Source organism: Actinomadura sp. RB99, assembly GCF_014706005.1.
Lineage (GTDB): Bacteria > Actinomycetota > Actinomycetes > Streptosporangiales > Streptosporangiaceae > Spirillospora.
Genome location: NZ_JABMCA010000013.1, coordinates 82,055 through 105,929, shown reverse-complemented (window position 1 = coordinate 105,929; position 23,875 = coordinate 82,055). Strand labels below are relative to the sequence as shown.

Annotated in this window: 24 protein-coding genes; 6 read left to right on the top strand and 18 right to left on the bottom strand. The window is 73.4% G+C overall.

Features of this window, described 5'->3' with window-relative positions; genetic code table 11:
• Positions 1-103: 103 nt before the first annotated feature.
• The 12 genes from ruvA to pgsA all read right to left on the bottom strand — a co-directional run bounded on the left by ruvA (position 104) and on the right by pgsA (position 10,727).
• The gene (gene ruvA, locus amrb99_RS14965) at positions 104-709 is read right to left on the bottom strand and encodes a Holliday junction branch migration protein RuvA (protein ID WP_190856551.1); all 606 of its coding nucleotides are present in this window, start codon (positions 707-709) and stop codon (positions 104-106) included.
• Complete coding sequence (ruvC, locus tag amrb99_RS14960; protein WP_190856609.1) at positions 706-1,341, bottom strand: crossover junction endodeoxyribonuclease RuvC; 636 nt, start codon at positions 1,339-1,341, stop codon at positions 706-708. The genes ruvA and ruvC overlap by 4 nt, the downstream gene beginning before the upstream one ends.
• A gap of 81 nt (positions 1,342-1,422) precedes the next feature.
• Positions 1,423-2,577: a GNAT family N-acetyltransferase gene (locus amrb99_RS14955; protein ID WP_190856550.1), complete on the bottom strand. Its 1,155-nt coding sequence runs from the start codon at positions 2,575-2,577 to the stop codon at positions 1,423-1,425.
• Positions 2,578-2,673: 96 nt separating this feature from the next.
• The gene (locus tag amrb99_RS14950) at positions 2,674-3,429 is read right to left on the bottom strand and encodes a YebC/PmpR family DNA-binding transcriptional regulator (RefSeq protein ID WP_190856549.1); all 756 of its coding nucleotides are present in this window, start codon (positions 3,427-3,429) and stop codon (positions 2,674-2,676) included.
• A gap of 4 nt (positions 3,430-3,433) precedes the next feature.
• Positions 3,434-4,057 carry a pyridoxal 5'-phosphate synthase glutaminase subunit PdxT gene (gene pdxT, locus amrb99_RS14945; protein WP_190856548.1) on the bottom strand — a complete coding sequence of 208 codons (624 nt, stop codon included), beginning with the start codon at positions 4,055-4,057 and terminating at the stop codon, positions 3,434-3,436.
• 130 nt (positions 4,058-4,187) lie between these two features.
• Positions 4,188-4,802, bottom strand: coding sequence for a hypothetical protein (locus amrb99_RS14940; protein ID WP_190856547.1), 615 nt, complete (start codon positions 4,800-4,802; stop codon positions 4,188-4,190).
• 195 nt (positions 4,803-4,997) lie between these two features.
• Positions 4,998-5,912, bottom strand: a complete 915-nt coding sequence (gene pdxS / locus amrb99_RS14935) for a pyridoxal 5'-phosphate synthase lyase subunit PdxS (RefSeq protein ID WP_225991471.1) — start codon at positions 5,910-5,912, stop codon at positions 4,998-5,000.
• A 126-nt stretch (positions 5,913-6,038) separates the two neighbouring features.
• A complete protein-coding gene (locus tag amrb99_RS14930) occupies positions 6,039-7,070 on the bottom strand; it encodes a DUF3048 domain-containing protein (protein WP_190856546.1) in 1,032 nt (343 codons plus the stop codon).
• 193 nt (positions 7,071-7,263) lie between these two features.
• Complete coding sequence (locus tag amrb99_RS14925) at positions 7,264-7,803, bottom strand: hypothetical protein (protein ID WP_190856545.1); 540 nt, start codon at positions 7,801-7,803, stop codon at positions 7,264-7,266.
• An 11-nt stretch (positions 7,804-7,814) separates the two neighbouring features.
• Positions 7,815-8,987: a glycosyltransferase gene (locus tag amrb99_RS14920; protein WP_190856544.1), complete on the bottom strand. Its 1,173-nt coding sequence runs from the start codon at positions 8,985-8,987 to the stop codon at positions 7,815-7,817.
• Complete coding sequence (locus amrb99_RS14915) at positions 8,984-9,928, bottom strand: phosphatidylinositol mannoside acyltransferase (protein ID WP_347256680.1); 945 nt, start codon at positions 9,926-9,928, stop codon at positions 8,984-8,986. The genes amrb99_RS14920 and amrb99_RS14915 overlap by 4 nt, the downstream gene beginning before the upstream one ends.
• Positions 9,929-10,004: 76 nt before the next feature.
• Positions 10,005-10,727 (bottom strand): phosphatidylinositol phosphate synthase, encoded by a 723-nt coding sequence (gene pgsA / locus amrb99_RS14910; protein WP_190856543.1) that lies wholly within the window; start codon positions 10,725-10,727, stop codon positions 10,005-10,007.
• A 320-nt stretch (positions 10,728-11,047) separates the two neighbouring features.
• Here pgsA and amrb99_RS14905 point away from each other — a divergent pair, with 320 nt between their 5' ends.
• The 4 genes from amrb99_RS14905 (at position 11,048) to amrb99_RS14890 (ending at position 15,629) form a co-directional block, all read left to right on the top strand.
• On the top strand, positions 11,048-13,216 hold the full coding sequence (locus amrb99_RS14905; protein ID WP_190856542.1) for an elongation factor G-like protein EF-G2: 2,169 nt from the start codon (positions 11,048-11,050) through the stop codon (positions 13,214-13,216).
• 200 nt (positions 13,217-13,416) lie between these two features.
• Entirely contained in the window at positions 13,417-14,223 is an 807-nt protein-coding gene (locus amrb99_RS14900; protein WP_190856541.1) for a polysaccharide deacetylase family protein, read from the top strand.
• A gap of 9 nt (positions 14,224-14,232) precedes the next feature.
• Positions 14,233-14,688, top strand: coding sequence for a hypothetical protein (locus amrb99_RS14895; protein ID WP_190856540.1), 456 nt, complete (start codon positions 14,233-14,235; stop codon positions 14,686-14,688).
• On the top strand, positions 14,685-15,629 hold the full coding sequence (locus amrb99_RS14890; RefSeq protein ID WP_190856539.1) for a hypothetical protein: 945 nt from the start codon (positions 14,685-14,687) through the stop codon (positions 15,627-15,629). Before amrb99_RS14895 ends, amrb99_RS14890 begins: the two co-directional genes overlap by 4 nt.
• Positions 15,630-15,673: 44 nt before the next feature.
• Here the strand turns inward: amrb99_RS14890 and amrb99_RS14885 are convergent, their stop codons facing one another.
• Both amrb99_RS14885 and amrb99_RS14880 read right to left on the bottom strand, forming a co-directional pair.
• Positions 15,674-16,075: a DUF393 domain-containing protein gene (locus amrb99_RS14885; RefSeq protein ID WP_206699945.1), complete on the bottom strand. Its 402-nt coding sequence runs from the start codon at positions 16,073-16,075 to the stop codon at positions 15,674-15,676.
• A gap of 48 nt (positions 16,076-16,123) precedes the next feature.
• Positions 16,124-16,636 (bottom strand): HIT domain-containing protein, encoded by a 513-nt coding sequence (locus tag amrb99_RS14880; RefSeq protein ID WP_347256684.1) that lies wholly within the window; start codon positions 16,634-16,636, stop codon positions 16,124-16,126.
• Between the two features lie 282 nt (positions 16,637-16,918).
• Here amrb99_RS14880 and amrb99_RS14875 point away from each other — a divergent pair, with 282 nt between their 5' ends.
• Positions 16,919-17,485, top strand: coding sequence for an Asp23/Gls24 family envelope stress response protein (locus tag amrb99_RS14875; protein ID WP_206699944.1), 567 nt, complete (start codon positions 16,919-16,921; stop codon positions 17,483-17,485).
• Between the two features lie 35 nt (positions 17,486-17,520).
• On the opposite strand, the gene amrb99_RS14870 is transcribed toward amrb99_RS14875, so the two are convergent.
• Positions 17,521-18,144: a hypothetical protein gene (locus amrb99_RS14870; protein WP_190856538.1), complete on the bottom strand. Its 624-nt coding sequence runs from the start codon at positions 18,142-18,144 to the stop codon at positions 17,521-17,523.
• Positions 18,145-18,236: 92 nt separating this feature from the next.
• Positions 18,237-18,803 (bottom strand): TetR family transcriptional regulator, encoded by a 567-nt coding sequence (locus amrb99_RS14865; protein ID WP_190856537.1) that lies wholly within the window; start codon positions 18,801-18,803, stop codon positions 18,237-18,239.
• A gap of 96 nt (positions 18,804-18,899) precedes the next feature.
• Between amrb99_RS14865 and amrb99_RS14860 the strand changes: the two genes are divergently transcribed.
• On the top strand, positions 18,900-20,042 hold the full coding sequence (locus amrb99_RS14860; RefSeq protein WP_190856536.1) for a hypothetical protein: 1,143 nt from the start codon (positions 18,900-18,902) through the stop codon (positions 20,040-20,042).
• Between the two features lie 54 nt (positions 20,043-20,096).
• Here amrb99_RS14860 and thrS read toward each other — a convergent pair whose 3' ends face one another.
• Both thrS and amrb99_RS14850 read right to left on the bottom strand, forming a co-directional pair.
• Complete coding sequence (thrS, locus tag amrb99_RS14855; RefSeq protein ID WP_190856535.1) at positions 20,097-22,082, bottom strand: threonine--tRNA ligase; 1,986 nt, start codon at positions 22,080-22,082, stop codon at positions 20,097-20,099.
• A gap of 302 nt (positions 22,083-22,384) precedes the next feature.
• Positions 22,385-23,854, bottom strand: coding sequence for a sugar porter family MFS transporter (locus amrb99_RS14850; protein ID WP_190856534.1), 1,470 nt, complete (start codon positions 23,852-23,854; stop codon positions 22,385-22,387).
• Between the last annotated feature and the right edge of the window lie 21 nt (positions 23,855-23,875).

The following is a 23,875-nucleotide window of genomic DNA, read 5'->3' as shown; positions in this document are numbered from 1 at the left end:
GCTCGGCGGCGAACGGCCTTTCCACGCCGCCGCTTCCCTCGTCGCTCCGCTCGCACGCTCCCTGCGCTCCTCAGTCCGGCGACGACGCGGCCGTTCGCGCGCATCACTTGGCGAGCTTCTTCAGCGCGGACTTCAGCAGCGCCGCGACCGGGGGCGCCTCGGCGCCGTCGAGGTCGGCGGCGACGGCGTCGACGGCCGCGTCGGCGTCCTTGGCGGACCAGCCGAGGTTGATCAGGCCCATCTGGACCTGCGTGCGCCACGCCTCGGCCGCGGCGGGCGCCCGCACCTCCGCGGGGCCGTCGCCGACGGGGCCGCCGAGCCGGTCCTTCAGCTCCAGGACGATCCGCTGGGCGCCCTTCTTGCCGATCCCCGGCACCTTGGTCAGCGCGGTCAGGTCCTCGGCGGCGACGGCGCGGCGCAGCGCGTTCGGGGTGTGCACGGCGAGCATCGCCAGCGCGAGGCGGGGGCCGACGCCGCTGGCGGTCTGCAGCAGCTCGAAGACCGTCCGCTCGTCGTCGTCGGCGAACCCGAACAGGGTCAGCGAGTCCTCCCGGACGACCAGCGAGGTCGGCACCTTCGCCTGGTCGCCGACCCGCAGCCCGGCGAGGGTGGCGGGCGTGCACTGCACGGCCAGGCCGACGCCGTGCACGTCGATCACCGCGCCGTCCGGCCCGGCGGCGGCCACCTGGCCGCTGACGAAGGCGATCACTGGGCACTTCCTCCTCTGCTCGGGTCCTTCGGACGAGAGCCCCGGGGGGCCGGGGGGCCGCCCGCGGGGGCGGCGGCGTTCCGGGCGGCGAGCCGCTCGCGCTCGGCCCGCGCCAGGTCCTCGATTCGCGAGACGCGTGCCCGCGCCAGCCGCCGCTGCGCGCTACCCCGCCACACGTGGCAGATGGCGAGGGCGAGCGCGTCGGCCGCGTCCGCGGGCTTCGGCGCCGTGTCGAGGTGCAGCAGGCGGGTGACCATGGCGGTCACCTGCGCCTTGTCGGCGCGGCCGTTGCCGGTGACGGCGGCCTTGGCCTCGCTCGGGGTGTGCAGGGCGACCGGCAGGCCGCGGCGGGCGGCGGCCAGCATCGCGATTCCGGCGGCCTGCGCGGTGCCCATCACGGTGCGGACGTTGTGCTGGGAGAACACCCGCTCGACGGCGACGGCGTCGGGGCGCAGCTCGTCCATCAGCGCCTCGATCCCCCGCTCGACGCCGAGGAGGCGCAGCGCGTGGTCCTCGTCGGCGTCGGTCCGCACCACCGACACGTGCACCAGGTGCAGCCGCTTGCCGGGCGCGCCCTCGACGACCCCGACCCCGCACCGGGTGAGGCCGGGGTCCACCCCCATCACCCGCACGGCCGCTCCTTCGATCATGTGTTCGGCCGAACACGCTACCAACTCAGGATGACATCGTTCACGTGCGGCGGGCGTGTCCCGCTAGAAGTAGTCGAGGGAGAACGGCGTGGCCGCGAACGCGGCGGAGAGCGCCCCGGCGTCCCCGCCGCCGAGCAGGCCGGCGCGGCGCAGGGTCGCCACCGGGACGCCGGCGTAGAGGGCGGACAGGCCCCGCACGTCCAGGCGGACGGCGGCGGCGTCCTCGCGGGAGCGTTCCAGGCGCCCCGCGCCGTCCTTGATCTCCAGGCGCCAGTGGCCGGAGTTCCCCGGCCGCTGCGGGTCGTCGATCTCCAGCGGGACCGCGGCGGCGACGCCCTCCGGGTACCCGCGCGCCTCGATCGCGGCGGGCGCGTCCACCACCCGCAGCATCCACTGGCTGCGCCGGACGATCTCCTTCTCCCGCTCCCCCGGCAGCCACAGGACCGGGTCCATGGGCGAGACACAGGCCTTCACCGTGGGAGCCGTCGAGGAGCCTGACCCCACGATGGCCCAGAGCACGCGCAGCGTCCGCTCGGAGGCGGCCACCGCCCGGATCACCTCCAGCGCCGCGTTCCCCTCGGCCCAGCGGTAGGCGAGGAACCCGTCCTCGGCCAGGTAGCAGTACTCGTCGGGGGTGTCGAGGAACGCCGGCCACATGGACTCGTGCCAGCCGATCGGCCCGCAGTCCCCGGCGGACGCGTGGACGCGGCCGATCACCGCCGCGACCTCGGCCGCGTCGCCGGAGCCGGCGCGGCGCACCGGCACCCGGTCGGCGGCGATGCCGCGCAGCGCCTCCGCCGGGATCTCGATCGTGTGCTGGGCGCCCGCGTGCTCCCAGCCGAGCGACCGGTAGATCCGCGTCGTCGCCGGGTACAGCATCGCCAGGGCGTGCCCGAAACCGGCGCAGCGTTCGAGGACCTCGGTCATCAGGCGGCGCCCGAGGCCCCGCCCGCGCTCCTCCGGCGCGACGGTGACGCCGCCGATGCCGCCCGTGGACACGGCCCGGCCGTGCCACCACTGGGTCATGTCGTGGATGCGTGCCGTCGCCACGATCCGCTCGCCGTCGAAGCCCGCGAACTGCCGTCCCGCCGCCAGCACCGGCGCGGTGCGGCGCAGCGTGGCCTCCCATTCGGCGTCCGGCAGCGGCCCGAAGGCGCGGGCGCGGATGTCGCGGGTGGCGGCCATCTCCTCGGCGGTGGCGAGTACGCGGATCTCCATGATCCCCGACCGTAGACCATGGCGCGGACCGCCCGGGAAGCCGAACGCCGCCGCGCCCTTCCGGGCGGCGGCGGCGTTCACGGCATGCGGCGCGGCTCAGGCGTCGATCTTCTCCATCACGTCGTCCGAGACGTCGAAGTTGGCGTAGACGTCCTGGACGTCGTCGGAGTCCTCCAGGGCGTCCAGCAGCCGGAAGACCTTCCGGGCGTTGTCCTCGTCCAGCGGGACGGTCACGCTCGGCAGGAACTTGCTCTCGGCCGACTCGTAGTCGATGCCGGCGTCCTGCAGGGCCTTGCGGACGGCGACGAGGTCGCCGGCCTCGCTGACGACCTCGAAGTTCTCGTCGTCGAGCTCGTTGACCTCCTCGGCGCCGGCGTCCAGGACGGCCATCATCAGGTCGTCCTCGGAGGTGCCCGCCTTCGGGACGATCACGACGCCCTTGCGGTTGAACATGTACGACACCGAGCCGGGGTCGGCGAGGGAGCCGCCGTTGCGGGTGAGGGCCACCCGGACCTCGGACGCGGCGCGGTTGCGGTTGTCGGTCAGGCACTCGATCAGCACGGCGACACCGCCGGGGGCGTAGCCCTCGTAGGTGATGTTCTGCCAGTCGGCGCCCCCGGCCTCCTCACCGGCGCCGCGCTTGCGCGCGCGCTCGATGTTGTCGTTGGGGACGGAGTTCTTCTTCGCCTTGTAGATGGCGTCATAGAGGGTGGGGTTGGCGTCGGGGTCGCCGCCGCCCGTGCGGGCCGCCACCTCGATGTTCTTGATCAGCTTGGCGAAGAGCTTGCCCCGCTTGGCGTCGAGGGCCGCCTTCTTGTGCTTGGTCGTCGCCCATTTGGAATGGCCGGACATTCAGTCAATCCTCCTTGCGCATCGCCCGGCGCACCAGATCGGCGAAGTAGTGGTGCACGCGGAAGTCGCCCGTCAGCTCCGGATGGAAGGAGGTCGCCATGAGACGACCCTGGCGGACGGCGACGATCCTACCGGCGTTCGGCCCGCTCTCGGCGCGTCCGAGGACCTCGACGGCGTCGCCGACGGACTCCACCCAGGGCGCGCGGATGAAAACGGCGTGGTACGGCGTGTCCCCCATACCGGTCAGCGGGACGTCGGACTCGAAGGAGTCGACCTGCCGTCCGAAGGCGTTGCGCCGCACGGTCATGTCGATGCCGCCGACGGTCTCCTGCCCCGCCACGCCGTCCCTGATCCGGTCCGCCAGCATGATCATGCCTGCGCAGGACCCGTAGGCGGGCAGGCCCCCCTCGATCCGCTTGCGCAGCGGCTCCAGCAGCTCGAACGCGCGCGCCAGCCGCCACATGGTGGTGGACTCCCCGCCGGGCAGGACGAGCCCGTCGATCCGGTCGAGCTCCTCGGCGCGCCGCACGTTCAGGGTGCGCGCGCCGGCCTGCTCGAGGGCGCGGGCGTGCTCGCGCACGTCGCCCTGGAGGGCGAGGACGCCGATCGTTGGTACGGCAGCAGTCACGTGGGTGAACACCTCTCGGGGTCGCGCTGGCGCGGTATGGGCAAAACCCTGGACGTTCCTTACAACGTGGCAGGGCGCGGTGGATCTTCCCCAGGGTGCTCCGGGCACCCTGGGGCGGGCTCGCGTGAGATCACGCGTGCTTGAAGCGGCGGAGCGGGAGCTCCAGCGGCAGGAAGCCGTCCTTGCCCCGGTCGGCGATGCCGCGCCCGAACATGTGGGCCGCGGCGAGGGCGAGCCCGAACTCCTCGTGGTCGAACGGGAGCGGGACGTCCGGGGCGCCCGCGTCGATGGCCCGCCAGAACGGGCGCTCCGCGGGGAGCCGCTCGCCCTGGTCGACGACGACGCCGTCCTCGGCGGTGACGAACACGTCGCGGCGCAGCTCGCCGGCGGTGTACCAGCGGAACCAGCAGCCGCGGATGACCGTGTGCAGGACGAGCACACCGCAGGACGCGCCGGGCAGCGCGGCGGCGGCGGTGTCGGCGATCCGGCGGGCGTCGTCGTCCAGGCAGAACAGCCGCCGGTCGCACAGCAGCAGCGCCCGCTCGAACGCGCCGACGAACAGCTCGTCCTCGTACGGCCAGAGCGCGAAGTCCAGGACTGTGTCGCCGGTCTCGGTGAGGGTGTCCGCCGGGTAGAGGCCGCGTGCGATCCGCGCGGCCGCGTCGGGGTCGGGCACGAGGCCCGGCCGGAACACCTCGGTGGGTTCACCCGCGCTCGCGCACGCCAGCGCGACGGACCAAGCCATGCTCTCCCCTCCCGCGGCCGGGCACCGCGCAGGGGCGCCCGGTCTCCGGGGGGCCCGCCCCGGCGACCCGGTCCCTCACCGGCCGCGCCGCAAGCGTAATCCCTCCGGCGCCGCGGCGGGGAGGGGGCCACCCGGCTGACCGCCCGGTCATCGGACCGGGCGGCCGGACCCGCGGTCGGCGCCCCGCCGGGGCGTTCACCAGCCGCGGTGGGCGAACTTCTGGTCCTCGCCGAGGGAGGCGACGTTGATGCCGACCATGGCGTCGCCGAGGCCCCGGGACACCTTGGCGATCACGCCGGGGTCGTCGTGGAAGGTGGTGGCCTTGACGATCGCCTCGGCGCGCTGCGCCGGGTTGCCGGACTTGAAGATCCCGGAGCCGACGAACACGCCCTCGGCGCCGAGCTGCATCATCATCGCGGCGTCGGCGGGCGTGGCGATGCCGCCGGCGGTGAACAGCACCACGGGCAGCTTTCCGGCCTGTGCGACCTCCTTGACCAGCTCGTACGGGGCCTGGAGCTCCTTGGCCGCGACGTACAGCTCGTCCTCGGGCAGCGACTGGAGCCGGCGGATCTCCTGCCGGATCTGCCGCATGTGCGTGGTGGCGTTGGAGACGTCGCCGGTGCCGGCCTCGCCCTTGGAGCGGATCATCGCCGCGCCCTCGGTGATGCGGCGCAGCGCCTCGCCGAGGTTGGTGGCGCCGCAGACGAACGGGACGGTGAACGCCCACTTGTCGATGTGGTTCTCGTAGTCGGCCGGGGTGAGCACCTCGGACTCGTCGACGTAGTCGACGCCGAGGGCCTGCAGCACCTGGGCCTCGACGAAGTGGCCGATGCGGGCCTTGGCCATCACGGGGATGGACACGGCGGAGATGATGCCGTCGATCATGTCGGGGTCGCTCATCCGGGAGATGCCGCCCTCGGCGCGGATGTCGGCGGGCACCCGCTCCAGGGCCATCACCGCGACGGCGCCGGCGTCCTCGGCGATCTTCGCCTGCTCGGGGGTGACGACGTCCATGATCACGCCGCCCTTGAGCATCTCCGCCATGCCGCGCTTGACGCGGGCGGTGCCGGTCTCGGGCGCGTTCTCCGGGGCGGAATTCAAAGTGGACACGGGCATTCCTCACGTGCGCGGACGACAGGTCGCTCCCCATGATATTGCCTGCTAGCGGGGCTTTTCGACGCCCCTCCGGGGCAGGCCAATGGCCGGAAATTGGCCGTTGACCGGCCGCCTCCGGCGCTATGGAATGTGGGGCTTGCCGTCGTTCAGCAGGACGACCCAGACCTGTCCGCGCGCGAAGGTCATCGGCTTGCCGTCGGCGGTGGTGTAGGTGGTCCCGGCGGTCTCCGAGGGGCGCGACCACTTGGCGTCATAGGACTTCCCGTCGCGCAGCACGACGGCGCGGCCGGTGCCGGTCGTCTGGATGAGCGGGGTGTAGCTGCCGAGGAAGTCGTGGAACCGGGAGCGGGTCGTCTTCGCGTACTGGACGACGACCGTGGCGCCGCCGAGCCGTCCGCCTTCGGCCGCGGTGTCGGGCCTGCCGCCCCAACTCGCGAGCCAGCGCTTCTGCTTGGCCGACCACGTGAACCCCATGGTCGCCGCCGGCCATTTCGCGGTGAACGAACTCGTCGGCCTGCCGCCTTCGGGCGCCGGGCCGAAGCGGAAGCCGATGTCGTGCGGCGCGGACGCCTTGGGCGCCTTCTTGAGCAGGGCCTTCGGGTCGCCGTAGAGGTTGTAGGGGATCTGCCGCGCGCTGGAGCGGGAGTAGGCGGAACCCGCGTTCTCCTGTGAGATGTCGTACACCGGCGCCTTGCGGATGTACTTCTTCATCTTGCTCTGCACGCCGGAGAACGCGAAGGCGGGATGCCCGAACTGCGGGAGGATGTGCAGGTCGGAGATGCGGGCGCTGCGGACCGGTCCGACGCGCTTGGGCAGCTTGGACGAGAAGACCGCCATCAGCCGGGTCTCACCGCCCTCCACCTGCTCGACGTAGACGATGTCGGCGGCCGACACCCCGGCCTGCGGCAGCGCGGGCTTGGTGTTCTCGATCTTCACCGCGAGGACGGGGTTGGCCAGCCCGGTGGTGCCGCCGTTGAACGGGTGCGTCGTCGGCGCCGGGGTCCCGGACGCCGTCCCGCCGTGCGCGCTCGGCGGCGCCGCGGTGCCCGGTCCGTGCGAGTCGGAGCAGGCCGCGAGCGCGGTGCCGAGCACGGCGGCACCGAGCCCCACGGCCGCCCGGCCTCGTACCGTCCTGTGCCACGCGTGTCGCATAACCCTCCCTTTGCGGCGATCTGCCCGAGGGTAGCGAACGGAAATGACGCGTTCGCCCGGTCCGCTGTACGCGGGGACGGCCTCCAGGCGATCAACTCGGCGGCGAGGGCACGATGGACGGCGCGGCGGAAGGCGCGCCCTCGCCGCGGCGGAAGGCGCGCCGGGGGCTCCGCGGCGGGCTTCGCGGCGGGCGTCAGATCCCTGGCGGGTCGTCGTCGATCTCGAAGAAGTCCGGCAGCGGCGCGCGGCCGGCCAGCGGCAGGACGCGGATCAGCGGCTTGCGGCGCGCGGCCCGCGCCTGCGCGACGGCGTCGTTGTAGAAGCGGCGGGCATAGGCGACCTTCGCGGCCGACGAGGACAGCTCCTCCAGGACGTCGGTGCCGTCGCCGCCCTCCCCCGCGACCGTCCCGGCGAAGTCGGGCTGGTCCGCGACGGCCCGGAGCGCGCGGGACAGATCGCTCTCGGCGAACTCGCGGTTGTCGGCGTCGGCCGTCCGGGCCTCGTGCGCGGCGGTGGCCAGCACGAGGCTCGCGGCCGGGTCCAGCAGCCGGGACGCGGCGAGCTCCAGCGCGGCCGCGGCCCGCCGGACCAGCGCGGCGTCCAGCGCGGCGCGGGCGGTCTCGACGCGGACGTGCAGCCGGTCCAGCCGGGTGGCGCGCCACGACACGTACACCCCGACGAGGAACACGACGGCGACCCAGAACAGCACGTCGACGATCCAGTGGTAGAGCATGGGACCGTTCCTCAGGCGCCGGAGCCGGACTCGACGACGCCCGCGCCCGCGTAGGCGACCGTCTCGTAGACCCGCAGCACGTCGCGGGCCACCGACGACCAGTCGTAGGCGCGGACGGCGGCGCGGGCCTCCGCGGACAGCTGCTTGCGGCGGGCCGGGTCGTCGAGCAGGGCGGCGGCAGCGGCGGCAAGGGCCTCGTGGTCGCCGGCGGGGAACAGCACCCCGGCGCGGCCGCCGAGCAGCACCCGGTCGAACGCCTCGATGTCGCTGGCGAGGATCGGGGCGCCCGCCGACATCGCCTCGGCGAGCACGATGCCGAAGCTCTCGCCGCCGAGGTTGGGCGCGACGAACGCGTCCACCGAGTGGTAGGCGCGGATCTTGTCCTCCTCGCTCACCATGCCGAGCACGATCACCCGGTCGCGCAGCTCCGGCGAGACGCGGGCGGCCACGTCGTCGGCGTCGCCCGGCCCGGCGAGGAGCAGCCGCAGCCCCGGCCGGCGGCGCCCGAGGATCTCGAAGGCGCGCAGCAGCACCGGCAGGCCCTTGCGGGGCTCGTCCATCCGGCCGAGGAAGCCGAGCGCCTCGCCGCCGTCCCGGGCCCGCCCGGCGCTCCCGGCGCCCTCCCGGCCCCGCCAGCCCGGCAGCGGGTCGGCCATCGCGTACCGCTCGGTGGCGACCCCGTTCGGGATCAGCACCGCGTCGCCGCCGAGGTGCTCGACCAGGCTGGTGCGGGCCGCCTCGGACACCGCGATCCGGCCGTTGATCTTCTCCAGCGCGCTGCGCAGGATCGGCGCGGTCACCGACAGCGCGCGGGACCGCTCGTAGGAGGCGTGGAAGGTGCCGACGATCGGCCCGTCCGCCGCCCAGCAGGCCAGCAGGCCGAGCGACGGCGCGGCGGGCTCGTGCACGTGCAGGACGTCGAAGCCGCCCTCGTTGATCCAGCGGCGCACCCGCGCGGAGGACAGGAACCCGAACGCCAGCCGCGCCACCGAGCCGTTGTAGGGGACGGGGACGGCGCGCCCCGCCGGCACGGCGTAGGGCGGCAGGTCGGCGTCGTCGTCGGCGGGCGTCATCACCGACACCCGGTGCCCGAGCGCGATCAGCGCCTCGGCGAGGTCGCGGATGTGCTGCTGGACGCCGCCCGGGACGTTCCAGGTGTAGGGGCAGACGATGCCGACGTTCACCGGGGCGCCTTCCCCGGCCCGGCCGGGTCCAGGTCGTCCACCCAGACCTTCTGCAGCATGTGCCAGTCCTCCGGGTGGGCGGCGATGCCCGCCTCGAAGACCCGCGCGATCTCCTGCGTCATGGTCTGGATCTTCTCCCGCCTGGCGCCCCCGTCCGGGACCCGGACCTCCTCGTGGACGCGCGCTCCCCAGTACTTCCCCTCGTACCAGAGTGTCACGGGAATGAGAGCGGCGCCCGTCTGCAGCGCCAGCGCGGCGGAAACGGCGGGCATCCGCGCGGTGGCGCCGAAGAACTCCACGTCGACGCCGCTCGCGGTGAGGTCGCGGTCGACGACCAGGCAGACGGGCCGCCCGGCGCGCAGCCGCTGCGCCATCCGGCCGAACGCGGACGCGCCGGTGTGCGCGAGGACCTCCATGCCGAGGCTCTCGCGGAACTCCACGAACCGGTCGAACAGCGACTCGGGCCTGAGCCGCTCGGCGACCGTGGTGAACGGGTGCCCGCAGGCGGCGAGCCAGGCGCCCGCGTGCTCGTAGTTGCCCATGTGCGGCAGCGCGAGGACCACGCCGCGGCCGGCCTCCAGGTTCGCGAAGATCTTCTTCTCGCCGGTGACCCGCATCCGGCCGACGATCCGCTCCCGCCCGTACTCGGGCAGCCGGAACACCTCCAGCCAGTACCGGGCGTACGAGCGCAGCACGCGCTTGCTGAGGACGCGGACCTCGTCGTCCACGGCGTCCTTGCCGAGGACGCGGCACAGGTTGCGCTCCAGCTGCCGCACGCCGCCGCCGTGCGCCTGCCAGGCGCGGTCGGCGACCGCGGTGAACACGAGCCGGGCGGCGCCCTCGGGCATCTTGCGGACGACCGTCCAGCCCAGCGCGTAGGCGGCGTCCATCACCTCGTCGCGCAGCGACGCGGGCGCGGAGCCGCCTGCGGGCGCGGTCACGGGCACGGCTCCCTCCTGGGCGCGGCCTGGTCGTCGGCGCGGCCCGGTCACGGGTACGGCGTTCGGCGCGGCGGGGTCACCGGCGCGGCTGCGGGCCCGCCTTCGCGTGCGCCCTCTCGCCGTTCTCCTCGTCCTCTTCGTTCCCGGCGGCGGACGCCCCCGATCCCGGCGCGGGACCGGACGCGGCGGGCTTCGGCGCGGGGTCCTCCTTCGCCTGGGCGTAGACCGTCGCGAACCGCTGCCCGACCGTGACGGTGCTGAGCACCGCCAGCGCCCACAGCGCGACCGCCAGGATGTAGGGGACGCCGAGGCCGTCGAACCCGGCCGCCACGAGGGCGACGATCAGGCGTTCGGCGCGCTCGGCGATGCCCACGTTGCAGGTGTACCCGAGGCCCTCGGCGCGGGCCTTGGCGTACGACACCACGACGCCGGCGACGAGGCAGTACAGGGCGACACCGGCGAGGCCGTGCTGCCCGTCCCGGTACAGCCCGATCATCAGCCCGGAGAAGATCGCGGCGTCCGCGACCCGGTCCATGGTGGAGTCGAGGAACGCGCCGAACTTGGAGATCTTGCCGGTGACCCGGGCGACCGCGCCGTCGAGCATGTCGAACAGCACGAACGCGGTGATCACCATCGTGCCCCAGAAGAACTCCCCGCGCGGGAACAGCACGAGCGCGCCCGCGGCGACGCCGGCGGTGCCGATGACGGTGATGGCGTTGGGCGACACCCCGGTCCGCGCGACCGTCCGTCCGATGGGCGTCAGGACGCGCCCCAGCGCGGGCCTGATTCTGTTGAGCATCGCCGTCCGTTCTCCTGCTGCCGGAAGTGGGGCCGCCGGCATCGGCCAGGGGGCCGCCGTTGGCGCGCCCAATCGTAGTGCCGCCGCCGACCCGGCGCGGTCAGGCCCGAGTTTGCGGTTCCGCGCGGCGGACAGAAGCAGGTTGTTTGCCGTTCACCCCTTGTGATCCCGCCGCGCACGGGAAAGGGTGTTGACACGGGTGTGACGTCGGTCACGCACGTTGGACGAGGACGCCGCACTCGGACGTCAGGGCCGGTCCCTCCGGGCCGGGCCCCAGCCGACGCGGGCCCCCGCGAGGAGGCCCGTCCGAGGAGGTAGTCATGGCGGACAAGGGAGGACATCCGGGAGCCCCCGGCAGGGCACCGGAGGCCGGCGGCTGCGACAGGGTGCGCAACGTCGCGCTGGTCGGCCATTCGGGGGCGGGAAAGACCACGCTCGTGGAGGCGCTGCTGACCGCGGCGGGCACGCTGCAGCGGGCCGGCCGGGTCGAGGAGGGCACCACCGTCAGCGACTTCGACGACGTCGAGGTCCGCCAGCAGCGCTCGGTCAACCTCGCGCTCGCCCCGCTCACGCACGGCGACATCAAGGTCAACCTCATCGACACCCCCGGCTACGCCGACTTCGTCGGCGACCTGCGGGCCGGGCTGCGGGCCGCCGACGCGGCGCTGTTCGTGATCTCCGCGGTGGACGGGATCGACGGCCTCACCCGGATGATCTGGGAGGAGTGCGCGCGGGTCGGGATGCCCCGCGCGGTCGTCATCACCAAGATCGACCAGCAGCGCGGCGACTTCGACGACGTGGTGCTCGGCTGCCAGGACGCCTTCGGCGAGGGCGTGCTCCCGCTGTACTTCCCGGCGGCGGACGGCGACGGGCTCAAGGGCCTGATCGGGCTGCTCACGCAGCGCTGCCTGGACTACTCCACCGGCAAGCGCACCGAGTGCGCGCCCGACCCGCGGTACCTGGAGCAGATCGCCGAGCAGCACGCGTCGCTGATCGAGGGGATCATCCAGGAGAGCGAGGACGAGACCCTCATGGACCGGTACCTGTCCGGTGAGGAGATCGACGTCAAGGCGCTCATCGAGGACCTGGAGACCGCGGTGGCGCGCGGCAGCTTCTACCCGGTCCTCGCCACGTCGGTGCCGCACGGCGACCACCCCGGCCCGGTCGTCGGCATGCTGGAGCTGCTGGAGGTCATCACCCAGGCGTTCCCCTCGCCCCTCGAACACGGCATCCCCCAGGTGACGCCCGTCAAGGGCGGGCCGCCGGTGGAGATCGGCTGTGACCCCGACGGGCCGCTGGTCGCCGAGGTGGTCAAGACCACGTCCGACCCGTACGTCGGGCGGATCTCCCTGGTCCGGGTGTTCTCCGGGACGCTGCGCCCCGACTCCACCGTGCACGTCTCGGGGCACGGCATGGAGGAGCGCGGGCACGAGGACCACGACGTCGACGAACGGGTGGGCGCCCTCACCTCCCCACTCGGCAAGACCCAGCGGACGGTCGCCTCGTGCGGCGCCGGCGACATCTGCGCGGTGGCGAAGCTGTCGCGCGCCGAGACCGGCGACACCCTGTCGGACCCGTCGTCGCCGATGGTGATGGCGCCGTGGACGATGCCGGACCCGCTGCTGCCCGTCGCGATCCGCGCCCAGTCCAAGGCCGACGAGGACAAGCTCAGCCAGGCGCTCGGCCGGCTCGTCGCCGAGGACCCGACGCTGCGGCTGGAGAACAACGCCGAGACGCGGCAGCTGGTCCTGTGGTGCATGGGCGAGGCGCACGCCGACGTGCTGATCGACCGGCTCAGCGCCCGGTACGGCGTCGAGGTCGAGCGGGTCGAGCTGCGGGTGCCGCTGCGCGAGACGTTCGGCGGGTCCGCCAAGGGGCTCGGCCGGCACGTCAAGCAGAGCGGCGGCCACGGCCAGTACGGCATCTGCCACATCGAGGTGGAGCCGCTGCCGTCCGGCGAGGGCTTCGAGTTCGTCGACAAGATCGTCGGCGGGGTGGTGCCGCGGCAGTTCATCCCGTCGGTCGAGAAGGGCGTCCGGCAGCAGATGGAGCGCGGCGTCTCCGCCGGCTACCCGCTGGTCGACATCAAGGTCACGCTGTACGACGGCAAGGCGCACTCGGTGGACTCCTCCGACATGGCCTTCCAGGCCGCCGGGGCGCTCGCGCTGAAGGACGCCGCCGGGCAGGTGCCGGTGCTGCTGCTGGAGCCGGTGGACGAGGTGAGCGTGCTGATCGCCGACGAGTACGTCGGCGCGGTGATGTCCGACCTGACCTCGCGGCGCGGCCGGGTGCTCGGGTCGCAGGCGGTGCCGGGCGGCCGCACGATGATCAAAGCCGAGGTGCCGCAGCTGGAGATCGTCCGGTACGCGATCGACCTGCGGTCGATGTCGCAGGGCACCGGCACGTTCGACCGGGCGTTCCTGCGGTACGAGCCGCTCCCCTCGCACCTGGCCGACAAGGTCGCCAAGGCCGAGGCGGTGCACGACTAGGTCGCCGGCGGGCGGGACGGGCCGCTTCCCCGCCCCGCCCGCCGCTCGGCCCCCTGGGACCGCTTGGTCCCCCCGGGACACCTCCCTTGATCCTTCCGGAGTCGTCCAAATGGCGGCGCGGACTCATCCCTGAGGGTGACTCCGATTTCGGCATCTGGGGCGATGGCGGGCGGTTCGCGGCGTGAAACTCTGACTGCGCCATGAAAGACACGGGGGAAGACCGGCGGCCCGCCCGGCCCAGGCGCCGCAACATCATCCGGGGCCTCGGCCTCGCGGCCGGCGGGCTGCTCGCCGGCGGCGCCGGGTTCGCCACCGAGCAGGCGTGGCGCCGGGAGGACCCGCCGACCCCCGCGTCCGCGGCGTCGGTCGACTCCTGGCAGCCGCCCGACCGGCAGGTCGACGTCGTCTGGGCGGTGAACACCCGCCGCCGGCTGGTCGCGCTGACCTTCGACGACGGGCCGATGGAGCGGTGGACCCCGCAGGCCCTCGACGCGCTCGACGAGGCGAAGGCGCCGGCGACGTTCTTCATGGTGGGCAGCCGGCTCGCCCGCAACGCCCGCCTCGTCGAGGGCCGGCTCGACCGGCACGAGGTCGGCAACCACACCTGGAAGCACGACGACCTGTCCAAGCTGAGCCTCGCGCACGCCCGCCGCTCCATCCACCGCACGCACCGGACGATCGAGGAGGTCACCGGGCGGGCCCCGACGCTGCTGCGGCCGCCGTGGGGCCGGCTCGGCGGCACCACCCTGCACGTCGCCGCGGAGCACGGCTACGACCTCGTGCTGTGGTCGCTGCTGGTGCAGGACCGGCGGCTCGGCCACGAGCCGGCGGAGATGGTCGCCGCCGTCGTCGACAACGCCCGGCCCGGCACCATCGTCCTCGGCCACGACGTCGGCGCCGCCAGCCGGGAGACCGCCGTCGCGCAGCTGCCCGCGATGATCCGCGGGCTGCGCGGCCGCGGTTTCGAGTTCGTCACCGTGTCGCAGCTGCGACGCGCAGCGATCTAGGCTTGTCCGGTGAGCCTCCCCCCACTCCGCCTGGGCGCCCGCGCGCGCCTCTGGCGATCGCTCGCGGGCGCGGTGTTCGTCGCCGCGCTGCTGTTCACGAGCGCGTTCGGAAGCAACGACGACTTCCCCATCGGGCCGATGACGCAGTTCGCGTTCTCGGTGAAGAACGACGGCGGGACCATCGGCTCGTTCTGGCTCGAGGCCGACACCGCCGAGGGCCGGCACGTCGAGCTGTCCCGGGACGCCGTCGGGACGGGCATGAAGCGCGCCGAGATCGAGGGGCAGATGGGCCGGATCGTCCGCGACCCGTCGCTGCTGCAGGGCATCGCCGAAGGGCAGCACCGGCTGCACCCCGGCGACCCGCGGCTCACCCGGGTCTACGTCGTGGAGGAGATCAAGAGGCTGGAGCACGGCAAGGTCGTGTCGACCAAGCGCGTCAACCGCGTGGTCTGGGACGTGCGGTGACCGCCGCCGCGACGCCGGAGGCGCCCCGGCCCGTGGCACCGGCGGGCCCCGGGCCGGACCTCGCCCGCACGCCGTGGGGCCGGTGGTGGTTCGGGCCGGTCCCCCGCGCCCGGATCGCCTGGCTGCGCCTCCTCGGGTACGTGTTCCTGCCGTTCGACATGCTGCTGCTGACCGGCAGCTCGCTGGCGCACGCCCGGCTGCCCGCCGACCTGTACCAGCCGGTGCTTCTCGGGCGGCTGCTGCATCTGCCCGCGCCGACGCCCGCCGCGATGTACGCGCTGCTGGCCGTGACGCTCGCGGCCGGGTTCGCCGCGGCGACGGGCCGGTTCCTGCCGCGCCTGACGGGCTACGTCTGCGCCTGCGGATACCTGTGGTGGGTCACGATCAGCATGTCGTACGGGAAGGTCGACCACGACCACCTCGCGCTCGTGGTGGCGCTGTTCGTCCTGCCGAGCGTGGGACGGGCCCGGATCGACGACGAGCGCGGGTGCGAGGCGTCCGCGTGGGCGGTGCGCGGGATCCAGGTCTCGGTGGTGGCCGCCTACTTCCTGTCCATGTGGGCGAAGGTGAAGATCGGCGGGTTCCCCGAGTGGCCGAACGGGGCGACGGTCCAGTGGGCGCTGAGCCGCCGCGGGACGGCGTTCGGGCGCAGCCTCATCGACTACCCGGTGCTGCTGAAGGCCAGCCAGTGGTTCATGTTCACGGCGGAGGCGATCTCACCGGCGCTGCTGTTCCTGCGCGGGCGGCCGCTGTACCTGTTCGTGCTGTTCTTCGCCGGGTTCCACGCCGTCACCTACGCGCTGATGAGCATCCACTTCCTGCCGCACGCGATCTGGCTGGCGGCGTTCCTGCCGCTGGAGCGGCTCACCGGGCACGTGCCGGTGCGGCTCCGCCGGGTGCTCGGCGGCCGGGCGGGAGCGACCGCGCCCGAGGCGGTCTGAAGGCCCGCACCGCGCGGCGCGGGGGTCAGTCCCGGGCGCTGGGGTCAGCTCTGTGCGCCGGGGCGCTGCGCGGCGGGCAGCATGCAGGCGGCCGTACCGCCCGGCATCCGCTGCCGGTTGTTCGCGACGAGCCGGTACACGGCGTGCGCGAGCCAGCTCACCGGCGGCGTCCGCATGACCACGCCCGGGACGCGCCAGATCCCGCCGGCGGCCGTGAGCAGCCGCCCGATCGCGTCCGCGCCGCCGCTGACCCGTCCCGCCCGGTCGACCCACAGCACCTCGTGCTCGGCGCGCTCCTGGGTGGTGCCGAGCGCGCCGAGGTCGGTGAACTGGAACGCGACGACCTCGGCGTCCACGGGCACGTGGCGTTCCAGGAACCGCACCGAGGTGGTGCAGAACCCGCAGTCTCCGTCGTAGACCAGCACCGGCCGCTCGCGTCGCGTCATGGCGTCCATCATGCCGTGGCCCGCGGCCGCCCGCGCGCGAGGGGACCGTCAGTCCTGCGGCCAGGCGTCGGCGAGGATCTGCCGGGTGTCGCGCAGCAGCTGCGGCAGCACCCGCGTGTGCCCGACGACCGGCATGAAGTTGGTGTCCCCGCCCCAGCGCGGCACCACGTGCTGGTGCAGGTGGGCGGCGATGCCGGCGCCGGCGACCAGGCCGAGGTTCATGCCGACGTTGAAGCCCTGCGCGCCGCTGGCCTTGCGCAGCGCGGCGAGCGAGCGGCGGGTGAACACGGCCAGCTCGGTGTACTCCGCCTCGTCGAGCTCGCCGTAGTCGGCGACGTGCCGGTACGGGACGACCATGAGGTGCCCGGAGTTGTACGGGTAGAGGTTGAGCACGGTGTACACCGACCGGCCGCGGGCGACGACGAGGCCGTCCTCGTCGCTCATCGCCGGGATCTCGCAGAACGGGCAGCCCTCCCCGGCCCCCGGCCCGGTGGGCTTGTTCTCGCCCTTGATGTAGGCCATCCGGTGCGGAGTCCACAGCCGCTGGAAGTTGTCGGGCACGCCCGCGCCGCCCCTCTCCTCCTCGAGGCGGGACTGGTGCTCCGCGGCGCCCTCGCCGGACGCCTCGTCGCGCCCCTGCTGCTCCACGGGCTTCTCCGGCTCTGTGGTCAAGGCGGCGGTCTCCTTTTGTTCACGGCCTGACCAGCAGCATAGAGAGACCCGCGCGCCGGCACGTAGCCGGGATGCCCCCGCCGAACGCCGGACGCGCCCGCGGGAGGGGGCGTGACGTCCCGCCCGGCTCTCCGACACCATGGGTCGTCCAGCCGAACAGTGGGAGCGATCATGACCGAGCTCGACAAGGGCCGCGCCGGAGACGGCGCCGAGCCGCGCCCGGGAGCGGGTCCGACGCCGTTCTTCCCGGGAGCGCCGGGAATGCCGGGCCCGGTGCCGCCGCCGGGCTCGCCGCTGCCCGCGCCCCCCGCCGGGGGCCCGCCGGGCGGCGCGCATGCGGCGCCGCCCGCCGCGCCGCCCGCCGCGCCGCCCCGGGTGGAGGGACGGATCACGGTCGGCGACGAGGTGGCCGAGAAGGTCGCCGTGCTCGCCGCGCTGGAGGTCGGCGGGGTCTGCGCGCTCGGGTCGGGGGTGCGGGTGCGGTCCGCCGGCGACGCGGTGACGGTCGACGTCGGCATCGCCGTCGAGTACGGCCACGTGATCAGGGACGTGGCGGCGGCGGTGCAGGCCGGGGTCGCGCGGATGGCCGGGCTGATGCTGGGCGCCCGGGTCGCCGCGGTCAACGTGACGGTCGAGGACGTCCGCCGCACGTCGGGGCCCGGCTCCGGCGAGGCGGGCGCCGCGTCCGCTCCCCTCCCGCCCATGGGAACGGGCCTGGACGCAGGACACGCGCGCTAGGCGGACTCCGCCCGCGTACCGGGCGGCCTCGGTCGTCAGGCGGGCCGTGCGTAGCAGTTCTGCATCGCCACGCCGACCGACACGGTCGTCACCTTCACCCGCCGCACCAGTTGCGCCGCCACGCCCTTGAACCGGAACGTGTGCGGCCTGCCGCCCGACACCGTCGTCTGCTGCGCCTGCGGCGCGTGCCCCTTGATCGACAACTCGGCGCGGATCGCGCCACTGGACGAGACCGTGATGGTGACATCGACACCGCCCTTGGCGGCGCGGTAGAACGCCGTCCCCTGCGGGCACCACCCGGTGCCGCCCGTGCCGTTCTGGTCGGGGATCTGCATGCCGCCGCCCTGTCCGCCGCTCTGCCCGCCCCCTTGGCCGCCGCCCGTGTAGGGCGAGCCGCCGGTGTTCTGCGGGACGGGGTTGGTCGGGTTCACCGGCCCGCCGGAGGCGCCCGGGACGCCGCCCAGGCCCGCCGTGGGCGACGCGCCGGGACTCGTCGTCCCCGCGGCGCCGGTGCCGTCCTTGTCCTTGTCGAGCAGCGGGACCAGGAGCACCACGATGGCGGCGGCCACGAGCAGCGCGGCGCCCCCGTAGCCGGCGATCCGGCCCCAGACCGAGCGCGCCCGCCGCGGCCCCGGCCGCCGCGGCCTCGTGGACTTCATCTCGCTCGTCTCCCCGGTCCGTGAACGTGACCGTTGAGGCTACCAACTCCGCGCATCCCGCACGTCCGCTCACGGGCGGCGGGCCGCCGCGCTCAGGCCAGCAGCCGCCGGGTCAGCTCCGCCAGGCTCCGCGCCACCTCGGCGGGGGCGTGCAGCGGCGCGACCGCGTGGCTGACGGTGACCCGCATCAACGTCTCGACCAGCAGGTCCTTGACGTCGACGGGGACGTCCGGCCAGGTCGCGTCGGCGTAGCCGCGGAACGCCGCGACCACGTGCCCGACCACCGGGTCCCGGCCGCGGGTCGCCAGCGCGATCAGCTCGTCGTCGCGGGACCGCCCGGCCCCGAAGATGTTCTTCAGCAGGGACCGCCGCTCCGCCTCGGTGAGCGCGAACAGCACGGCCGCCTCCACCGCCGCCGGGACGTCGTCGGCGTGCCGCTCCATCCGCTCCTGGACGCCGCCGAGGAAGACGTCGACCTCCCGTTCGACGAGCGCGCGGCCGAGCCCGACCTTGGACCCGAACTCGTTGTAGGCGGTCTGGCGGCTGACCCCGGCGGCCCGCGCGACGCGGGCGAGGCGCAGCGCGCCCCAGTCCCCGTCCTCCACGATCGCGGAAGTGGCGTCGAGCATCCGCTCGCGGGGCCCGTTGCGTGGACACATCCCGCGATTGTGCCCAGTGCGGATCACGCCGCGCACGGAGAACTTGTCACGCTCCGGACAAGAGAGTAACCGGCGCGTTGTCACATATTGCGTGACATGACGATCGCCAGAACGACACGCGCCCGTGCCCTGCGCGCCGGGCTCGCCGCCGTGGCGACGGGCGCGGTCGTCGCCGCCGTCCTCGCGGTGCCCGCCAATACGGCGCGCGCCTCCGGCGAATGGACGGTGCAACCCGCGCCCCCCACGGTCGGCGATAGCGCCCTCCTCGCCGTCGCCGCCGCCTCACCCGGCGCCGTCTGGACCGGTGGGTACCAGTTCGAGCGCCCCAACGACCATCCGTGCCTCGGCGTCGTGTGCTGGTCGCTCCCGGCGCTCCTCAATCCGACCCTTCAGCGGTGGGACGGAGCCGCATGGCACTGGCTGAACACACCGGGGATGCCCGACCTCGGCCGGATCCTCCGCCTGGACGCCGTCTCGGTGAGCGATCTGTGGGCGGTCGGCATGCGGTACAGCGAGTACAGCGACGAGGGCCCCGACTACATCGCCCATTTCACCGGCACCACGTCGACCGAACTGCAAGCACCAACGGGACTCGACCACATCGCCGCCCTTGCTGCCGACCAGCAGGGCGCGTGGCTCGCGGGAACCGCGAACGCCCGGTACAACGGCTCGCCGGTGTACCGGTGGAACGGGCTCGCCTGGATCCCCTATTCGCTCGCCGCGACGATCAGCGGCCTCAGCGAACGCACCCCGGACGACGTCTGGGCCGTCGGCGCGGATGCGAACGGCGCCCCGTACGCCGCGCGCTACGACGGCTCGTCCTGGCGCACCGTGACGCCCCCGCAGCTCGCCAACGCGCGCGGGACCCTCCTCAGCGTCCTCCCGCTCGGCCCCGACGACGTCTGGGCGACCGGGTACACCACGGCCGGTGAGCAGCGCGTGGACCGCTCGTACCACTGGGACGGGACCGCCTGGCAGGAGGCGGCGGCACCGGGCGGCGCCCACTTCGGCGGCGCACTCGCCGACGACAGGACAGGCGGCCTCTGGGCGACCGTGGACAGCGGCACGCTCGCGGGCACGTCCGACCTGCTGCACTACGCGGACGGCACCTGGCGCAGGGAGGCGACCGTGTCCGGCTCCAAGACGTCCATCACCGCGCTGGCGCACGTCCCCGGCACAGGAACGGTGTGGGCGGTCGGCGCGCGGGCCGGCGCGCCTTTCGCGATCTCGAGGGGATGACCGCCCTCGGGCCGCGCCCGCGCGGGGGCGGGCGCGGCCCGGGACGGGCGGGTGTCAGATCTGGACGCGGGCCTCGACGGCCTTCACGATCTCCTCGACGGCCTCGTCGATCGGCACGCCGTTCTTCTGCTCCCCGTTGCGGTACCGGAACGACACCGCGTCCTTGGCGACGTCCTCGTCGCCGGCGAGCAGCATGTAGGGGATCTTCTGCTTCTGCGCGTTGCGGATCTTCTTCTGCATCCGGTCGGAGGAGGAGTCGACCTCCACCCGGATCCCGCGCTCGCGCAGCCGCGCGGCCACCTGGTCCAGGTGCGCGACGTGCGCGTCGCCGATCGGGATGCCGACCGCCTGCACCGGCGACAGCCACGGCGGCATGGCGCCGGCGTAGTGCTCCAGCAGCACGCCGAAGAACCGCTCGATCGACCCGAACAGCGCCCGGTGGATCATGACGGGCTGCTTGCGGGTGCCGTCGGCCGCCTGGTACTCCAGCTCGAACCGCTTCGGCTGGTTGAAGTCGACCTGGATGGTGGACAGCTGCCAGGTCCGGCCGATCGCGTCCCTGGCCTGGACGGAGATCTTCGGCCCGTAGAAGGCCGCGCCGCCCGGGTCGGGCACGAGGTCGAGCCCCGAGTCGCCCGCCGCCTCCTCCAGCGCCGCGGTGGCCTCGGCCCAGTCCTCCTCGGAGCCGATGAACTTCTCCGACTCGTCGCGGGTGGACAGCTCCAGGTAGAACTCGTTGAGGCCGTAGTCGCGCAGCAGGTCGAGCACGAAGGTGAGCAGGTTCTTCAGCTCGCCGACCATCTGGTCGCGGGTGCAGTAGATGTGCGCGTCGTCCTGGGTCATGCCGCGGACGCGGGTGAGGCCGTGCACCACGCCGGACTTCTCGTACCGGTACACCGACCCGAACTCGAACAGCCGCAGCGGCAGCTCCCGGTAGGACCGCCCGCGCGCCCGGAAGATCAGGTTGTGCATCGGGCAGTTCATCGGTTTGAGGTAGTAGTCCCCGCCGTCCACCTCCATGGGCGGGAACATGTCGTCCTTGTACCAGCCGAGGTGGCCGGAGATCTCGAACAGGTTGCCCTTGGTGATGTGCGGGGTGTTGACGAACTCGTACCCGGCGTCCTCGTGGCGGCGCCGCGAGTAGTCCTCCATGACGCGGCGGACGACGCCGCCCTTCGGGTGGAAGACGGCGAGGCCGCTGCCGATCTCGTTGGGGAAGGAGAACAGGTCGAGCTCGGCGCCGAGGCGGCGGTGGTCGCGCTTCTCGGCCTCCTCCAGGAACTTCAGGTACTCGTCCTGCTTCTCCCGGGACTCCCACGCGGTGCCGTAGATGCGCTGCAGCTGCGGGTTCTTCTCGCTGCCGCGCCAGTACGCGCCGCCGGACCGCATCAGCTTGAACGCGGGGATGACGCGGGTGGACGGCAGGTGCGGGCCGCGGCAGAGGTCCTTCCAGCGCAGCTCGCCGGACTTGGCGTCGAGGTTGTCGTAGATGGTCAGCTCGGCGCCGCCCACCTCCACGTTCGCGCCGTCCGCCGCGTCCTCGACCGGGCCCGAGCCCTTGAGGCCGATGAGCTCCAGCTTGTACGGCTCGGCGGCCAGCTCGGCGCGGGCGTCCTCGTCGGAGACGGGACGGCGGGAGAACCGCTGGCCCTGCTTGACGATCTCGCGCATCCGCTTCTCGATGCGCTTGAGGTCGTCGGGGGTGAACGGCTCGGCGACGTCGAAGTCGTAGTAGAAGCCGTTCTCGACCGGCGGGCCGATGCCGAGCTTGGCCTCGGGGAACAGCTCCTGCACGGCCTGCGCCATGACGTGCGCGGCGGAGTGCCGCATGATCGCCCGGCCGTCGTCGGAGCCGATCTCGACCGGCTCGACGGCGTCGCCGTCGTGCAGTTCCCCGGCCAGGTCGCGCAGCTCGCCGTTGACCCGGGCGGCGATCACGGTGCGGCCGTCGGCGTCCAGTGCCTGCCCCGCGGTGGTGCCCGCCGGCACCGCCCGCTCGCTCCCGTCGAGGGTGATGCGCAGCTCAGACACGGTGGACACGGGTACTCCTCGGGATGGTGGGTTGGGATCAACGGGTTCCGATGCTATCGACTCGGGGTGTGCCCCGGACGCATCCGGCTCCATCGGACTGCTCCTGTCCTCCTCTGGGAGGCCCCGGAACGACCCCGGAAAGCGGTGAAGGCCCCGGGATCGCTCCCGGGGCCTTCACAGCGTGCGATGTCAGTGCATGCGGCCGTGGCGCCGGGGGCGACCCGGCGTCGTCGTCTCGAGCACGAGCGATACGGCCTGCATGGGTCCATCGTAACCGACGCGGGCGGCGCCCGGCAGGGCGGTTTCCGCGGTCATGCGCGGGCCTCCCGCCTCGGCCGTTCGAGCCGGTCCATGTCCTCCAGCTCGCGCCCCCGCGTCTCCGGGACGGCCCGGATCACGAAGATGAACGCCAGCACGGAGAACGCGGTGTACAGGCCGTAGGCCAGGCTGAGCGAGAAGCCGGAGATGCCGGGGAAGGTCGTGGTGACCAGCCAGTTGGCGATCCACTGCGCGGCGGCGGCGACGGCCAGCGCCGACGCGCGGATGAAGTTGTTGAACATCTCGCCGAGCATCACCCACACGACCGGGCCCCAGGTCGCGGCGAACGCGGCGACGAAGACGTTGGCGGCGACGAGCGCGATCGGCCCGGCGGCGCCGCTCAGCTCCGGCTTGCCGTCCACCACGTGGGCGGTCGAGAAGCAGGCCGTCAGCGTGCCGAGCGACAGCGCCATGCCCGCCGCGCCGCCGAGCAGCAGCGGGCGCCGCCCGACCCGGTCGACGAGCGCGATCGCGACCAGCGTGAACGCCACGTTCACCATCGAGTTGATCACGGAGGTGAGCATCGCGTTGCTCTCGGAGAACCCGACCGCCTGCCACAGCGAGGACGAGTAGTAGAAGATCACGTTGATGCCGACGAACTGCTGGAAGACCGACAGCAGGATGCCGACCCACACGATCGGCAGCAGCCCGAGCCGGGAGCCGCGCAGGTCCCGCAGGTGCACGGCGCGGTCCTCGGCGATCGACCGGACGATGTCCTTGATCTTGCCGTCCACGTCGCCGCGGCCCATGACCCGCGCGAGCACCCGCTTCGCGTCGGTCATCTTGTGCTTCTTCACCAGGTAGCGGGGCGACTCGGGGATCGTCGTGGCGATGACGCCCCAGAACACCGCGGGCACGGCCGCGCTGGCGAACATCCAGCGCCAGGCGCCGCCGCCCCAGGGGAACGTCCCGGTCGCGCCGCCCTTGGACACCTGGGCGATGACGTAGTCGACGACCAGCGCCGCGAAGATGCCGAGGACGATCGCCATCTGCTGGAGGGAGCCGAGCCTGCCGCGCAGCTCGGCGGGCGCGATCTCGGCGATGTAGGCGGGCGCGATGACGGACGCGGCGCCGATCGCCAGGCCGCCGACCAGCCGCCACGCGGTGAGGTCGGCGGCGCTGAACGCGAACGCCGAGCCGAGCGAGCTGATCACGAACAGGGCGGACGCGGCCAGCATCACCTTCACCCGGCCGATCCGGTCGCCGAGCGGGCCGGCGAACCAGGCGCCCACGGCGCAGCCGAGCAGCGCGGCCGAGACCACGAAGCCGACGACGAAGCCGCTGAGGTGGAAGGTGTCCTTGAGCGCGTCGACGGTGCCGTTGATGACCGAGGAGTCGTAACCGAACAGGAACCCGCCGAGCGCCGCGGCTCCGGCCAGGAGGGCGGCGGTGGCGGCCGAGTGGGAAGGGCCGCCGTGCTCCTCGCCTACCGTGGTCTTCGATCCGCTTCCCGGTGTGCTCATGGAGCCGGATCTTCCCCGTAG

Bases quoted from the DNA above. Each gene is read 5' to 3' on its own strand.
- amrb99_RS14955 (WP_190856550.1), bottom strand. From the start codon at position 2,577: ATGGAGATCCGCGTACTCGCCACCGCCGAGGAGATGGCCGCCACCCGC.
- amrb99_RS14950 (WP_190856549.1), bottom strand. From the start codon at position 3,429: ATGTCCGGCCATTCCAAATGGGCGACGACCAAGCACAAGAAGGCGGCC.
- amrb99_RS14940 (WP_190856547.1), bottom strand. From the start codon at position 4,802: ATGGCTTGGTCCGTCGCGCTGGCGTGCGCGAGCGCGGGTGAACCCACC.
- amrb99_RS14930 (WP_190856546.1), bottom strand. From the start codon at position 7,070: ATGCGACACGCGTGGCACAGGACGGTACGAGGCCGGGCGGCCGTGGGG.
- amrb99_RS14925 (WP_190856545.1), bottom strand. From the start codon at position 7,803: ATGCTCTACCACTGGATCGTCGACGTGCTGTTCTGGGTCGCCGTCGTG.
- pgsA (WP_190856543.1), bottom strand. From the start codon at position 10,727: ATGCTCAACAGAATCAGGCCCGCGCTGGGGCGCGTCCTGACGCCCATC.
- amrb99_RS14905 (WP_190856542.1), top strand. From the start codon at position 11,048: ATGGCGGACAAGGGAGGACATCCGGGAGCCCCCGGCAGGGCACCGGAG.
- amrb99_RS14900 (WP_190856541.1), top strand. From the start codon at position 13,417: ATGAAAGACACGGGGGAAGACCGGCGGCCCGCCCGGCCCAGGCGCCGC.
- amrb99_RS14885 (WP_206699945.1), bottom strand. From the start codon at position 16,075: ATGACGCGACGCGAGCGGCCGGTGCTGGTCTACGACGGAGACTGCGGG.
- amrb99_RS14875 (WP_206699944.1), top strand. From the start codon at position 16,919: ATGACCGAGCTCGACAAGGGCCGCGCCGGAGACGGCGCCGAGCCGCGC.
- amrb99_RS14870 (WP_190856538.1), bottom strand. From the start codon at position 18,144: ATGAAGTCCACGAGGCCGCGGCGGCCGGGGCCGCGGCGGGCGCGCTCG.
- amrb99_RS14865 (WP_190856537.1), bottom strand. From the start codon at position 18,803: ATGTGTCCACGCAACGGGCCCCGCGAGCGGATGCTCGACGCCACTTCC.
- amrb99_RS14860 (WP_190856536.1), top strand. From the start codon at position 18,900: ATGACGATCGCCAGAACGACACGCGCCCGTGCCCTGCGCGCCGGGCTC.
- amrb99_RS14850 (WP_190856534.1), bottom strand. From the start codon at position 23,854: ATGAGCACACCGGGAAGCGGATCGAAGACCACGGTAGGCGAGGAGCAC.